General features: G+C 75.0%; 15 protein-coding genes. 8 read left to right on the top strand and 7 right to left on the bottom strand.

Annotation, left to right across the window (positions count from 1 at the left end; all coding sequences use genetic code 11):
- Nucleotides 1-86 precede the first annotated feature (86 nt).
- Entirely contained in the window at nt 87-491 is a 405-nt protein-coding gene (locus O2W15_RS23105) for a VOC family protein (RefSeq protein ID WP_269181160.1), read from the bottom strand.
- Between the two features lie 77 nt (nt 492-568).
- Between O2W15_RS23105 and O2W15_RS23100 the strand changes: the two genes are divergently transcribed.
- Nucleotides 569-1159, top strand: a complete 591-nt coding sequence (locus O2W15_RS23100) for a TetR/AcrR family transcriptional regulator (RefSeq protein ID WP_269181159.1) — start codon at nt 569-571, stop codon at nt 1157-1159.
- A 54-nt stretch (nt 1160-1213) separates the two neighbouring features.
- Here the strand turns inward: O2W15_RS23100 and O2W15_RS23095 are convergent, their stop codons facing one another.
- From O2W15_RS23095 to O2W15_RS23085, 3 genes are all read right to left on the bottom strand, one after another.
- Complete coding sequence (locus tag O2W15_RS23095; RefSeq protein WP_269165190.1) at nt 1214-1504, bottom strand: thiamine-binding protein; 291 nt, start codon at nt 1502-1504, stop codon at nt 1214-1216.
- Nucleotides 1501-3426, bottom strand: coding sequence for a 1-deoxy-D-xylulose-5-phosphate synthase (gene dxs, locus O2W15_RS23090; protein WP_269181158.1), 1926 nt, complete (start codon nt 3424-3426; stop codon nt 1501-1503). The genes O2W15_RS23095 and dxs overlap by 4 nt, the downstream gene beginning before the upstream one ends.
- A 101-nt stretch (nt 3427-3527) precedes the next feature.
- Nucleotides 3528-3896 (bottom strand): hypothetical protein, encoded by a 369-nt coding sequence (locus tag O2W15_RS23085; RefSeq protein WP_269165192.1) that lies wholly within the window; start codon nt 3894-3896, stop codon nt 3528-3530.
- 96 nt (nt 3897-3992) lie between these two features.
- Between O2W15_RS23085 and O2W15_RS23080 the strand changes: the two genes are divergently transcribed.
- The gene (locus tag O2W15_RS23080) at nt 3993-4646 is read left to right on the top strand and encodes a class I SAM-dependent methyltransferase (protein WP_269181157.1); all 654 of its coding nucleotides are present in this window, start codon (nt 3993-3995) and stop codon (nt 4644-4646) included.
- Here the strand turns inward: O2W15_RS23080 and O2W15_RS23075 are convergent.
- Nucleotides 4622-4891, bottom strand: a complete 270-nt coding sequence (locus O2W15_RS23075; RefSeq protein ID WP_269165194.1) for a hypothetical protein — start codon at nt 4889-4891, stop codon at nt 4622-4624. The genes O2W15_RS23080 and O2W15_RS23075 overlap by 25 nt on opposite strands.
- A 243-nt stretch (nt 4892-5134) precedes the next feature.
- On the opposite strand from O2W15_RS23075, the gene O2W15_RS23070 reads away from it, so the two are divergent.
- Both O2W15_RS23070 and O2W15_RS23065 read left to right on the top strand, forming a co-directional pair.
- On the top strand, nt 5135-5272 hold the full coding sequence (locus O2W15_RS23070; protein ID WP_269165195.1) for a hypothetical protein: 138 nt from the start codon (nt 5135-5137) through the stop codon (nt 5270-5272).
- A gap of 100 nt (nt 5273-5372) precedes the next feature.
- Nucleotides 5373-6368 carry a TAXI family TRAP transporter solute-binding subunit gene (locus O2W15_RS23065; protein WP_269181156.1) on the top strand — a complete coding sequence of 332 codons (996 nt, stop codon included), beginning with the start codon at nt 5373-5375 and terminating at the stop codon, nt 6366-6368.
- Here the strand turns inward: O2W15_RS23065 and O2W15_RS23060 are convergent.
- Nucleotides 6332-7765 (bottom strand): HAMP domain-containing sensor histidine kinase, encoded by a 1434-nt coding sequence (locus O2W15_RS23060; protein ID WP_269181155.1) that lies wholly within the window; start codon nt 7763-7765, stop codon nt 6332-6334. The two genes, O2W15_RS23065 and O2W15_RS23060, sit on opposite strands and share 37 nt — an antisense overlap.
- Before the next feature lie 16 nt (nt 7766-7781).
- On the bottom strand, nt 7782-8480 hold the full coding sequence (locus O2W15_RS23055; protein WP_269165198.1) for a response regulator transcription factor: 699 nt from the start codon (nt 8478-8480) through the stop codon (nt 7782-7784).
- 208 nt (nt 8481-8688) lie between these two features.
- On the opposite strand from O2W15_RS23055, the gene O2W15_RS23050 reads away from it, so the two are divergent.
- Genes O2W15_RS23050 through O2W15_RS23035 form a run of 4 tightly spaced genes read left to right on the top strand, consistent with a single transcriptional unit; the run spans nt 8689 to nt 13498 of the window.
- Complete coding sequence (locus tag O2W15_RS23050) at nt 8689-10812, top strand: TRAP transporter permease (protein ID WP_269181154.1); 2124 nt, start codon at nt 8689-8691, stop codon at nt 10810-10812.
- On the top strand, nt 10809-11819 hold the full coding sequence (locus O2W15_RS23045) for a TAXI family TRAP transporter solute-binding subunit (RefSeq protein ID WP_269181153.1): 1011 nt from the start codon (nt 10809-10811) through the stop codon (nt 11817-11819). Before O2W15_RS23050 ends, O2W15_RS23045 begins: the two co-directional genes overlap by 4 nt.
- Before the next feature lie 3 nt (nt 11820-11822).
- Nucleotides 11823-12725 (top strand): dihydrodipicolinate synthase family protein, encoded by a 903-nt coding sequence (locus tag O2W15_RS23040; protein ID WP_269181152.1) that lies wholly within the window; start codon nt 11823-11825, stop codon nt 12723-12725.
- Complete coding sequence (locus O2W15_RS23035; RefSeq protein WP_269181151.1) at nt 12725-13498, top strand: SDR family oxidoreductase; 774 nt, start codon at nt 12725-12727, stop codon at nt 13496-13498. The genes O2W15_RS23040 and O2W15_RS23035 overlap by 1 nt, the downstream gene beginning before the upstream one ends.
- Nucleotides 13499-13505 lie beyond the last annotated feature (7 nt).

The raw sequence follows: 13505 nt of genomic DNA, 5'->3' as shown, positions 1-13505 counted from the left end.
CCAGGTGCCGACCTCACGTCGCAGCGTGAGGTCGGCACCCGGGGCGCGAGGACGGCGATCACGGGCCACCCCGGGGAGGTCCTGCGTCAGCGGAACTGCTCGACGAACTCGCCCTCCGGCGGGATGGGCGTGATGACGTCCACCAGCACGCCGTCCGGACCGGCCACGATGAAGTGGCGCTGGCCGAACGGCTCGGAGCGCAGCGGTAGGACGGCGGTCAGCCCACCCTCGACGACCATCCGCTGGTGCTCGGCGTCCACGTCGTCCACCTCCACGTTCAACAGCACCCCGGCGGCGGGGCGGCCCCGGTGCGTCGCCGGCACGGTCGGGTGGTCCGCGGCCAGCACGGCGAGCTCCCACTGATCGCGCCGGAGGCTGACGTACCAGTCCGACTCGAAGGTCGGCCCGAACGCCAGGTGCTCGCGGAAGAAGCGCGCCGACCTGTCGAGGTCAGCGCTCATCAAGACGGGGTACACGCTGGTCAGTGCCATCTCGGCTCCTTTACGTACACTGTGTCTGTAAGGGCAGCGACCCTATACGTACAGCGTGTACGTCACAAGGAGGAGCCGTGCCGCGCCGTTCCCGCGCCGAGAGCGACGCCACTGCAGCGCGCGTGCTCGAGGTCGCCGCCCAGCTGTTCGCCCGGGATGGTTACGCCCATGTCGGCCTCGAACTCGTCGCGACCGAGGCCGGCGTCACCCGTGGCGCGGTCTACCACCACTACGCGGGCAAGTCGGCGCTGTTCCGCGCGGTGCTCAGCCGCCTGCAGGAAGGCGTCGCCGAGGCGGTCGCCCGCGCCGCCGAGGCGGCGGACGACCCGTGGAGTGGCCTGGAAGCCGGTTGCCGCGAGTTCCTGACGGCGAGCTCGGGCCCGGCCACGCGGCGCATCCTGCTCGTCGACGCACCGGCGGTGCTGGGGTGGGCCGAGTGGCGCGCCATGGATGCGGTGCACTCCGGCCGACTGCTCGAGGACGCCCTCACCGAACTGGCCGCCGCCGGCGCCATCGGTGCACACCCGGTCGCCGCGACGGCGGCGCTGCTGTCCGGGGCCATGAACGAGGCGGCACTGTGGATCGCCGCCAGCCCCGACCCCACCGCGGCGACCAGCGACGCATGGTTGCCGCTGCAGGCCATGCTCCGAGCGCTGCGCACCGACTGAGCCGGCCTGCCCGCGGCGGTCCCGCCACGGGCGTGCGAGCCGGACGGGCAGGGCTCAGCGGAACTTGTGGGTGAGGCTGTCCATCGTGCGGTCCACCGAGGCGATCTTCACGTGCGAGATGCCACCCTTCGCGCCCGCGGCGACCATCGCCTCGTGCGCGGCCCGCAGGGTCGCCCACACCGTGTCGGCGTCGCCCTCCAGCGTGGTGCCCAGCGCCCCGACCTCCGACCGCAGCCCGGAGGCCTGGATCACCCGGATCGCGGCCTCGACGAAGGCGTGCGGGTCGTCCGGGGTGCCGGGCGGCGACGGCGCGACCTGGATCTCGGCGATCACGGTGCCGCTCACTGCTGGCCCTCGGCGCCCTCGGGCTGCGGCACGGTCGACGCCGCGGCGCGGTCGGCGACGCGGGCGGCCCACTCCACGATCCGGCGGGCGACGTCCTGCTCGGTGAGCCCGACGTCGGCCAGCACCTGACCGCGGCTGCCGTGCTCGAAGAACTGCTGCGGCAGGCCGAGCGTGCGCACCGGCACGTCGCAGTCGGCGTCCTGCAGCGCCTGGGAGAGCAGCGTGCCCACACCGCCGGCCCGGCCGCCGTCCTCGACGGTGACCACCAGCCGGTGCTCGCCGGCCAGCGCGACCAGCTCGTCGGCGACCGGCATCACCCAGCGCGGGTCGACGACGGTGACCTCGATGCCGTGGTCGGCGGCGCGCTCGGCGACCGCGAGGCACATCGGCACCAGGGAGCCGACGGCGACCAGCAGCACCTCGGGGGTCGTGCCGCGACGCAGCACGTCGACCCGGCCGCGCCGCTCGATCGCCGGTACCTCCGGCGGCAGCGCGCCCTTCGGGAACCGGATGACGGTGGGCCCGTCGGAGACCTGCACCGACTCGCGGAGCGCCTCGCGCATCGTCGCCTCGTCCCGCGGCGCCGCCAGCTGCAGCCCGGGGACGATCGAGCAGATCGACATGTCCCACATGCCGTTGTGCGAGGCGCCGTCGGAGCCGGTCACGCCGGCCCGGTCGAGCACGAGGGTGACCGGCTGGCCGTGCAGCGCGACGTCCATCAGCAGCTGGTCGAAGGCGCGGTTCAGGAACGTCGAGTAGATGGCGACGACGGGGTGCAGGCCACCCATCGCGAGCCCGGCGGCCGAGGTCAGTGCGTGCTGCTCGGCGATGCCCACGTCGTAGGTGCGCTCCGGGAACCGCTCGGCGAACGGGGCGAGACCGGTCGGGTGCAGCATCGCCGCGGTGATCGCCACGACGTCGGAGCGCTCGGTGCCGATCCGCACCAGCTCGTCGGCGAAGACGTCGGTCCACTCCGGGCCCTTGGCGGCCGAGGAGAGCCCGCTGTCGGGCTCGAAGACGCCGGTGGAGTGCCAGGCGTCGATGGTGTCGGTCTCCGCCGGCGGGTAGCCGAAGCCCTTGGTGGTGACGGCGTGCACGATGACCGGCCCGCCGAAGGAGCGGGCCCGGCGCAGCGCCGACTCCATCATCTCCACGTCGTGGCCGTCGACCGGGCCGACGTACTTCATGCCGAGGTCCTCGAACATGCCCTGCGGGGCCAGGACGTCCTTGAGCCCCTTCTTGATCGCGTGCAGGGCGTCGTAGAGCTTCGTACCGACGACGGGTGCGCGGTGCAGGGCCTGCCGGACGGCGGCCAGCGCCTCCTCGTACCCGGGGCGCAGCCGCAGCGTGGCGAGTGCGTCGGCCACCCCACCGATCGTCGGGGAGTAGGAGCGGCCGTTGTCGTTGACCACGATGACGACGGGGCGGTCCTGCGCGGCGGCGATGTTGTTCAGCGCCTCCCAGGCCATGCCGCCGGTGAGCGCGCCGTCGCCGATCACCGCGACCACGGGCCGGACGTCACCGCGGACGGCGAAGGCCTTGGCCAGCCCGTCGGCGTAGGACAGCGACGTCGAGGCGTGGCTGTTCTCCACCCAGTCGTGCTCGCTCTCGGCCCGGCTGGGGTAGCCGGACAGCCCGTCGCGCTGGCGGAGCTGGGCGAAGCCGTCGAGCCGGCCGGTGAGCAGCTTGTGCACGTAGGCCTGGTGCCCGGTGTCGAAGACGATCGGCTCGCGCGGGGACTCGAAGACCCGGTGGACGGCGATGGTCAGCTCGACCGCGCCGAGGTTCGGGCCCAGGTGCCCACCGGTCTTGGCGACCGCGGCCACCAGAGCGTCACGGATCTCGCCGGCCAGCACCGGCAGCTGGTCGGGGCGCAGTGCCCGGAGGTCAGCGGGCCCGGTCAACGAGCTGAGCAACGACACGACGGGGCAGGGTCCTCTCGACGTCGGCGCGTCCGGTGGGGCGCAACCGGTGAAAGTCCACTGTAACGGCGAACCGGCGACGTGCCCGGCGGGAGACGGACCTAGAGCCGGGGCACCCAGCGTTCGCCGCGCAACGCCCCGGCGACCACCTCGACCCCGCGCGCGGCCCGGGTGAGCCGGGCACCCTCCCGCTCGTAGGCGCTGATCGCGGCCTCCATCGCCTCCGGCGGGAGCTGGTCGGCGAGCTCCACCCGGACGGTGCGCCAGCCGGCCCGCGCCGCTTCCAGCCCCGCGGCGACGTGGTCACCGGCGAACCGGGCCAGCAGCACCGGGTAGCGGCGCAGCACCTCGTGGGACCGGTAGTCCGGTGGCACCAGGTCGAACAGCCAGCTGACCGCGGTCCGCTCCCAGTCCGGGGCGCCGGGCGGCCGGACCTCGTCCGGCCAGCCCGGGGGCAGTGCGACGTCCACCCGGTCAGTGTGCGCCGAGGCTCCGTCCGCCTCGACCGCGGATCGCACACGTGTTCGAAGCGTGACCTGTCGGTGTCGCGTCGTACCGTCCGCGGCGTGACCGAGCCCCCTGGTGAGCTGGCGGAGACCCGAGCGGCCTACGACACCGTCGCCGTCGACTACGCGGCGCTGCTCCGCGACGACCTCGCCGGCAGTCCGGTGGACCGGGCGGTGCTCGGCCTCTTCGCCGAGCTCGTGCACGCCGGCGGCGGTGGTCCGGTCGGTGACCTCGGCTGCGGCCCGGGACGGGTCACCGCCCACCTGGCCGACCTCGGGCTGGACGCCTTCGGCGTCGACCTCTCCCCCGGCATGGTCACCGTCGCCCGGCGCACGCACCCGGAGCTGCGCTTCGACGTGGGGTCGCTGACCGCCCTCGACCTGCCGGACGGCGACCTCGCCGGGGCGCTCGCCTGGTACTCGGTCATCCACACGTCGCCGGCGCGACAGCCCGCAGTGTTCGCCGAGCTGGCCCGGGTGCTGCGACCAGGTGCGCCGCTGGTGATCGCGTTCCAGGCGGGTGCGGACGAGCCGGTCCACCACCGGCAGGGCTACGGCCACCCGATCTCGCTGCACGGCTGGCGGCTGGACCCTGCCCGGGTCGCCGACCGGCTCGCCGCCGCCGGGCTCCCCGTGCGGACCCAGGTGCTGCGCGAACCCGAGCCACCGCACGAGAGGACCCGGCAGGCCTACCTGCTGGCCGTGCGGTCCTGACCCGACGCGGGCAGGTCCCCGGAGGCGCCGCGCAGGTCCCACAGCCGGAGGCCGACCACCGCGGCGAGCAGGCTCCCCAGAGCCACCGACAGCCAGTCGCCGTCGACCGCGTTGCTGACGGTGACCAGGACGAGGAACACCAGCGCCGCGGCCCAGAACCCGCGACTCACCGGGCGCACCAGCAGCCAGGCGTACGCCGAACGCGCCCAGCCGGCCGACCGCTCGCCACCCGTCGGATCAGCCACCGCACCAGCCTGGGCAGAGCGAGCCGGACTGGCCCTCTCCCACGACTGGTGGGACGCGCCGGCACAGGCCGACGGACCGGCCCGGACCACCCACCACGCCAGAGTGAGAGCCGACCGGATCGCGGTACGGGAGACGCTCCCGACCGCCGATACCAGTCGTGACCCAGGACACACGGATCGACCGACGGGCCGGCCTGGGGACCGCCTGGCCCGCACGCACTCGGCAGCACTGGAGGTTCTGACGTGACCACCTACCGCAACGTCCGTGACCTGCTCACCGAGGCCGTCCACGAGGCGTTCCTGCTCGCCGACTTCCTCATCCGCAAGGCCGATGACCGGTGGGTCCTGCCGCGCGAGGACACCAGCCGCAGCCCTCTCTGACCCTCCCACAGCCGCACGCTCACCGGCCGGGGAGCCGCGCGGCTAGGGTCGGCGCCGGCCGGCACGGGCGCCGACCGCGCGGCAGGAGGAGTGGCATGTGGTGACCAGCGGCCGATCCCGCGGCCGGCTGGCCGGAGCGGCCGCCGCGGTGGCCGTGCTCACCGGGACCGTGCTCACCGGCTGCGCGACGGACCCGGACGTCGCCGACCCACCCGCCGAGCTGGTCGTCGCCGCGGGCGAGTCCTCCGGGGTGTACTACCGCTACGGGCTGGGTCTCGCCGACGCCTTCGGTGCCGAGCTCCCGGACACGGCCGTCACCGCGGCGGTCACCAGCGGGTCGGTGGACAACATCGAGCGGCTGGCCACCGGCGACGCGGCGGTCGCCTTCGCGCTGGCCGACACCGCCGCCGAGGCCGCCGCCGGCACCGGCCCCTTCGACGCACCGGTCCCCCTCCGGGCCATCGCCCGGCTCTACACCAACGCGGTGCACGTCGTCGTCGCGGCCGGGTCCCCCGCCCAGCGGGTGTCCGACCTCGCCGGCCAGCGGGTGTCGGTGGGCGCCCCCGGTTCGGGCACCGAGGTGACGGCGCTGCGGCTGCTGGCGGTCGCCGGGGTGTCCGGTGACCGCGCCGTCCGCACCCAGCGGCTGGGCGTGCAGGAGTCGGCCGGCGAGCTGGCGGCGGGCCGGCTGGACGCCTTCTTCTGGTCCGGCGGTCTGCCCACCGACGGAGTCCAGGACCTGGTCGACAGCACCCCGGTGCGGCTGCTGCCCACCGACGACCTGCTGGTCGGCATGCGCGCCGACCACGGTGAGTACGTCGTCGAGCAGACGATCCGGGCCAGCGTGTACGGCCTGCCCGCCGACGTGCCGGGCATCGGCGTCCCCAACCTGCTGCTGGTGCGGGCGGACATGCCCGACGACCTCGCCGAGACGCTCACCGCCGCGCTGTTCGCCGCCCGGCCGGACCTGGTCGGCGCCCACCCGGCGGCGCGGCACCTGGACCAGCGCAGCGCCATCACCACCGCCCCGGTGCCGCTGCACCCGGGGGCGGCCGCCTACTACCGGGCCGCCAAGCCCGGCGTCAGTGGCGGCTGAGCCGCCGGAGCCGGCCGGACGGGTGACGGTGCCGCGTCCAGCCGGGGCAGCCGGACGGCGACGCACAACCCGTGCGGCCGGGCCGGGGAGACGGCGAGCCGGCCACCGCAGCGTTCGGTCAGCGCCGTCGCGATCGCCAGCCCGAGCCCGGAGCCGGGGACGTTCTGCTGGTCGGGCGCGCGCCAGAAGCGGCGGGTCGCCACGGCGCACTCCTCCGGGGTGAGCCCCGGCCCGTCGTCGACCACCCGGACCTCGACCTCGGCGTCCCCGGTCAGCTCGACCTGGACGTCGACGGTGCCGCCGCGGGTGAAGCGCAGCGCGTTGGACAGCACGGCGTCGAGCACCTGGTCCAGCGCACCTCGCGGGGCCAGCACCCAGCAGGTGCCGGCGCCGGTCAGCAGCACCTCGGTGTTCCCGGCGGCAGCGGCGTCGCTCCACATCCGCAGCCGGTCCCGGACGCACTCGCGCACGTCCACCGCCACCAGCGGGCTGGCGTCGTCCTCGGCCCGGGCCATGGCGAGGGTGTCGTCGAGCACCTGGGTGAGCCGCTCGATCTCCGCCATCGCCAGGCGGTGGTCCGCCCGCGCGCCGGGCACCAGCCCGGCCTCCAGTGCGTCGACCCGCAGCTGCAGCGCGGTGAGCGGGTTGCGCAGCCGGTGCGAGACGTCGGCGACCAGGGCCCGCTGCTGTGCGCTGGAGGTGCGGATCGCCTCGGCCATCCGGTTGAAGTCGGCGATCAGCCGACGCAGCTCCGGGGGCCCGGGGCCGACCTTCGCGCGGGCGTCGAGGTCGCCGGTGGTGAGGGTGTGCACGGCGTCGTCCAGCCGGTGCACCGGGCGCAGGATCCACCGGGACAGCGGTGCGGTCGCCAGCGCCACCAGCGCCAGCGCGAACAGCCCCGCGGCGGCCAGCAGCGCCCAGTGGACCACCACCTGCTGCACCACCCGACCGGTCGGCGACACGGTGACCACGGCGCCGGCCACCTCGCTGCCGCGCAGCACCGGCTCGGCGACGGCGACCGGGGCCGTCCGCCACGGCAGGACGGTGGGCGGCGGGCTGGACCGGCGGCCGGCCAGCGCCTGCCCCATGCTGTCCGCCGCGGCGGCCTCGGGTGCGTCCGGCGCCGAGCTGAGCAGCAGTTCCCCGTCCGGGCCGTGCACCTGCACCAGGACGCCGTAGAGCTCGCCGTACGCCCGCAGCTCCGGCTGCAGGGTCCGCACCGCGTCCCGGGCCAGCGCCGGGGCGGCGAGGCGGGCCAGCCGGGAGGTGTCGCCGGTGCGGTCGATGAGCAGCTCCTGGGTGCGGGCCTGCGCGTAACTGGCGGCCAGCGGCACCTCCACGGCCAGCAGCAGCACGGCGACCAGGCCGAGGAAGAGCGCGATCAGCCGGCGCCGCACCGGGCCACCTCCCGGCTCACGGCAGCGGGACGGCGGCGCGCATCCGGTAGCCGACGCCGCGGACGGTCTCGATCAGCTCCGGGTCGCCGAGCTTGGCGCGCAGCGTCGCCACGTGCACGTCGAGGGTGCGGGTCGAGCCGAACAGCGTCGCGCCCCAGACCCGGTCCAGCAGCGTCTCGCGGGAGCAGACGGTGCCCTGGGCGCCGGCCAGCACGACGAGCAGGTCGAACTCCTTGCGGGACAGCTTCAGCTCGCCCCCGGCCAGGGTGACCCGCCGGGCGCCCGGGTCGACCTCGAGCGCACCGTGACGCAGCACCGGCGCCGCCGGCGGCTCGGCGAGCGCGACCGGCGGGGACGGGGCCGCGCGGTGACTGCGGCGCAGCACGGCCTCCATCCGCGCCAGCAGCTCGGCACTGCTGTAGGGCTTGACGACGTAGTCGTCGGCCCCGGCCCGCAGCCCGGCGATCCGCTCCCGCTCCTCTGCCCGCGCCGTGACCGCGATGATCGGCACGTCGACGACCCGGCGCAGCGCCCGGCAGACCGCCAGCCCGTCCATGTCGGGCAACCCCAGGTCCAGCAGCACGAGGTCGACCGCGCGCGGCACCAGCGCCTCCTGCCCGGAGGACACCCGCTGCACCAGCACCCCGTGCCGGCGCAGCACGTCGCCCAGCGCCGCCGCCACGCGGTCGTCGTCCTCGACCAGCAGGACCCGCACATCCCCTCCTCCGCGCTCCCGGGGGCCCGGCGACGTCAGGAGGACGTCAAGTCCTCGCCCGACGCTGGGCTCCGACGTCGAATGCTGTCACGGTCCCTCCAACAAACGTGAGGGAGGCCACACCGTGTCCGTGCAGGGAACCGACGCCGGGAGCCCCGGCGAACGAGCCGTCGGCTCGACGCCGGCGCCTCCGGCCACGCCATCGCCCGTGGCCACGCCATCGCCGGGGACGACACCATCGCGCCCGGGCAGCGAGCCCACGGAGGAGCCGGCGCGACCCGGCGCGCTGGGCGACGTGCCCGCCGAGGCCGATGCGGAGAAGCCGGCCCGGGTGCTCACCGGGCCGCTCCGGCTCGCCGTGAGCGTGGTGGCGGCGCTGCTCTCGGTCTACGCGCTGTGGAACGTCTTCTTCCCGGTGCCCGCACTTCAGTACCGGATCATCTTCCTCGCCGTCGTCCTGCCGCTGACCTTCCTGCTCTACCGCCCCGCCGTCCGGGTGCTGCGCGGGAGGAGCGAGGGCCCCGACCGGCCCAGCGTGCTGGACTGGGGCCTGGCGGCTGCGTCGCTGTTCGTGGCGATCTGGCCGCTGCTGGCCGGCTTCGACGCCTACATCTCCCGCGGCTTCCGGCCGCTGGTCATCGACGTGGTCTGCGGACTGGCGCTGTGCGCGCTGGTGCTGGTGGCGACCTGGCGGACCGTCGGCCCGGTGCTGCCGGTGATCTGCCTGCTGTTCATCGGCTACGCCTACCTCGGCGACCTGATCCCCAACGGCTGGCTGATCGGCCACCGCGGCTACGACTACCCCCGGCTGACCTCGCAGTTCGTGATGGGCACCGAGGGCCTGTACGGCGTGCCGCTGGACGTCGCGGCCACCTACATCATCCTGTTCACGATCTACGGGGCGGTGCTGGAGTTCTCCGGCGCCGGCCAGTTCTTCATCGACATCAGCTTCGCGGCCTTCCGCCGGTCGCGGTCGGCGCCGGGCCGCACGGTCACCCTGGCCGGCTTCCTGCTGGGCACCGTCTCGGGGTCCGGGACCGCGACCGCGGTCAGCCTGGGCAGCGTCGCCTGGCCCATCCTCAAGAAGGCCGGCTACCCGCGCGAGTCCGCCGGTGGTGTGCTGGCCGCCGCCGGGATCGGGGCGATCCTCTCCCCGCCGACCCTGGGCGCGGCCGCCTTCATCATCGCCGAGCTGCTCCGGGTCTCCTACCTGCAGGTGCTCGGCTACGCGCTGATCCCGACGCTGCTGTACTACCTCGGCATCTTCCTTGCGGTGGAGTTCGACGCCCGCCGGTTCGGCGTCCGCGAGGTGCCGCTGCAGCGGCAGAGCTTCTGGCGGCTGCTCGGCCGGTTCGGCTACCACTTCAGCTCGCTGTTCGTGATCGTGCTGCTGCTGGCGCTGGACCAGTCCGCGTTCAAGGCCGTCGTCTACGCCACGGCGCTGGCGTTCCTGCTGTCGTTCCTGGACCGCAGCCGGCGGATGACCCCGCCCCGGGTGTTCGACGCGCTGGCCAAGGGGGCCGCCGGCGTCCTGCCGGTCGCGGCCACCACAGCTGCCGCGGGGCTGATCGTGGCGGTGCTGACGCTCACCGGGCTCGGCCTCGACCTGTCCTCGATCATCGTCGACCTGGCCGGGCTGGTCTCCAGCAACGCGACCGCCCAGCTCATGGTCACCTGCGTGCTGGCCGCTCTCGCGGTGCTCGTGCTCGGGCTGGCGGTGCCGGTGACGGCCTCGTTCATCATCGCCGCCGTGGTCATCGCCCCGGCGCTGACCTCGCTGGGCGTGGCCACCCCCGAGGCCTACATGTTCATCTTCTACTACGCGGTGCTCTCCGAGGTGAGCCCGCCGACGGCGCTGGCCGCCGTCGCCGCCGCCGCGATCACCGGCGGCAACGCCTACAAGACGATGATCATGACGGGCAAGTACACGCTGCCCGCCTTCCTCGTGCCGCTGGCCTTCGTGCTGACCAGCAACGGCCAGGGCCTGGTCGGCGAGGGCGGGCTGGGCACCGTGGTGTTCGCGACCGCCGTGTCCGCACTCGCCGTCGCCGCCCTCGCCGTCGTCACCGGCAAGTGGCTGATCGGCCCGGCCCGGGCGCCGGAGCGGGTGCTCGCCCTCGCCGCCGCGCTCCTGCTGCTGTACCTGGAGACGACCACGGTGCTGATCGGCCTGGCCGCGCTCGTGCTCGCCGTGGTGGTGCATCTCGTCGGCCTCCGCAGGCACCCCGCTCCCCCGACCCCCCAGCCGCCCCCCGACGACGGGCCGGAGACGGCCCCGCCGTCCGCCACCCGGAACGCACCGCCCATCCCGACCCAGGAGGTCACCTCGTGAGAAGGCCCCGCACCCCCGTCCTGCTCGCCGTCGCATCAGCCACCGCACTCGCCCTCGCCGGCTGCGGCGAGGCCGGTGGTGGCGGTGGCAGCTCCGCCGAGGGCGAGAGCGCCGGCTGCGCCGAGCCGGCCGGCGGTGGCCGGCTCTCCATCGCCACCGGCAACACCACCGGCGTCTACTACATCCTCGGCGGCGGCATCGCCGCGGTGCTCACCGACCAGGTCGAGGGCACCGAGGCGACGGCGGAGGCCACCAACGCCTCGGCGGAGAACATCCGGCTGGTCTGCGCCGGTGACAGTGACATCGGCTTCTCGCTGGCCGACACCGCCGCCGACGCGGTCAACGGCGAGGCCGGGTTCGCCGGCGAGCCGCAGTCGGTGCAGGCGCTGGCCCGGATCTACAGCAACTACACCCAGGTCTTCGTCCGCGCCGACGCCGGCATCGAGTCCATCGCGGACATGGCCGGCAAGACGGTCTCCACCGGGTCCCCGAACTCCGGCACCGAGGTGATCGCCACCCGGCTGCTGGAGGTCAACGACCTGGGCACCGGCGACGTCGACCAGCAGCGGCTGGGCCTGCCGGAGAGCGTGCAGGGCATGAAGGACGGCTCGATCGACGCGCTCGTCTGGTCCGGCGGCCTGCCCACCGGCGGCATCACCGACCTGGTCACCTCGATGGGCGAGGACGTGGTGGCGCTCCCGCTGGACGAGGAGCTGCCCAAGATGCAGGAGGCCTACGGCGAGGCCTACACCGAGGGCAGCATCCCGGCCGACACCTACGGCCTGCCCGAGGACGTCGCCACGATCGCCGTCCCGAACCTGCTGGTGGTCAGCGACGCCATGCCGGAGGACGTCGCCCAGGACGTGACCCGGGCGATCTTCGAGAACCTCGACGACCTGGCCGCGGTGCACCCGGAGGCGGAGAACATCTCCGCGGAGACCGCCACCGACACCGGCGACGTGCCGCTGCACCCGGGCGCCGAGGCCTACTTCGACGAGCAGGGCTGAGGCGTGGGCGACGTCGCACTGGCACCGGGCGTGTGGGGGGTGCTGGCCACCCCGTTCCACGGGCCGGCCCTGGAGGTCGACCGGGACAGCCTGACCCGGCTCGCCGGGCACCTGGAGAGCGCCGGCGCCACCGGGCTGACCGTGCTGGGGGTGTTCGGGGAGGCGGCCCGGCTGTCGGTGGCCGAGCGTCGGGCGGTGCTCGGCGCGGTGGTCGACGCCGTCTCGCTGCCGCTCGTGGTCGGTGCGACGTCGCTGGCCACCGCACCGCTGCTGGACGAGGTCCGGATGGCCCAGGAGGTCGCCGGCGACCGGCTGGCGGCGGTCATGGTGCAGGTGCACTCCCCCAGCGCCGACGTGCTGCGGGCGCACCTGCAGGCGGTGCACGACGCGACCGGGGCGGCCGTGGTGGTGCAGGACTACCCGGTGGCCAGCGGCGTGCGGATCGGCGGGGACGACCTGGTGCGGGCGCTCACCGGCCTGTCGTTCGTCGCCGCGGTCAAGGCGGAGTCCCCGCCCACCGCGGCCGCCGTCGCCGGCCTCACCGCGCGGCTGGACGTCCCGGTGTTCGGCGGCCTGGGCGGGCTCGGGCTGCTCGACGAGCTCGCCGTCGGTGCGGCCGGGGCGATGACCGGGTTCTCCTTCCCGGAGGGCCTGGTGGCCTGCACCCGAGCGTTCGCCACCGACGGGTTCGCCGCCGCCCGCGAGGCCTTCCTGCCCCACCTGCCGCTGATCGCCTTCGAGCAGCAGCCGGGCATCGGACTGGCCATCCGCAAGGAGTGCCTGCGGCGTCGTGGGCTGGTCGCCGAGGCGGCGGTGCGGCCACCGTCGCCACCGATGCCCGCGGCGCTGCGCGACCAGCTGGTGCGCCAGGTGGACGCGCTCGCCGTCCCGGCCGGGGTGCGCTGATGGACCTCGGACTGGACGGGCGCACCGCGGTGGTGGCGGCCTCGACCGGCGGGCTGGGCGAGGCGGTGGCCCGGGCACTGGCGGCGGAGGGCGCGCAGGTCGCGGTCGCCGGCCGGCGCGGGGACCGGGCGCAGCAGATCGCCGCCGAGCTCCCGCGCGCCGTCGGCGTCGAGGTGGACCTGACCACCGCCGACGGGCCGGCCCGGCTGGTGGCCGCCGCCGAGTCGGCCTTCGGGCCGGTGGACGTCGCGGTGCTCAACGGGCCCGGCCCCCGGCCCGGTCGGGCGGCCGACCTCACCGACGACGACGTCACGGCGGCGGTCGACGCACTGGTGGCCCCGCACCGCCGGCTGGTCGCCGCGGTGCTGCCCGGCATGCGGGAACGCGGCTGGGGCCGGGTGCTGGCCGTCGGCTCCAGTGGGGTCGCCGCGCCGCTGCCCAACCTGGCGGCGTCCAACCTCGGCCGGGCGGCGCTCGCCGCCTGGCTCAAGACACTGGCCGCCGAGGTCGCCGCCGAGGGGGTGACGGTGAACCTGCTGCTGCCCGGGCGGATCGCCACCGACCGGGTGGCCGAGCTGGACCAGGCAGCGGCCGGCCGCACCGGGCAGTCGCTGGAGGAGGTGCGGGCCGCGTCGCGGGGCACGATCCCGGCGGGGCGGTACGGCCGACCCGCCGAGTTCGGCGCGGTCGCGGCGTTCCTGTGCAGCGACGCCGCGAGCTACGTCACCGGCACGGCGCTGCGCTGCGACGGCGGCCTGGTGCGCAGCCTCTGACCTGCTG

Source organism: Modestobacter sp. VKM Ac-2979, from assembly GCF_026967995.1.
Lineage (GTDB): Bacteria > Actinomycetota > Actinomycetes > Mycobacteriales > Geodermatophilaceae > Modestobacter.
Note: the sequence above shows the minus strand (reverse complement) of the source record. Positions and strands in the feature narration are given on the sequence as shown.

Coding starts and splice junctions, on each gene's coding strand:
- O2W15_RS23035 (WP_269181151.1), top strand. CDS start 12,725: ATGGACCTCGGACTGGACGGGCGCACCGCGGTGGTGGCGGCCTCGACC.
- O2W15_RS23105 (WP_269181160.1), bottom strand. CDS start 491: ATGGCACTGACCAGCGTGTACCCCGTCTTGATGAGCGCTGACCTCGAC.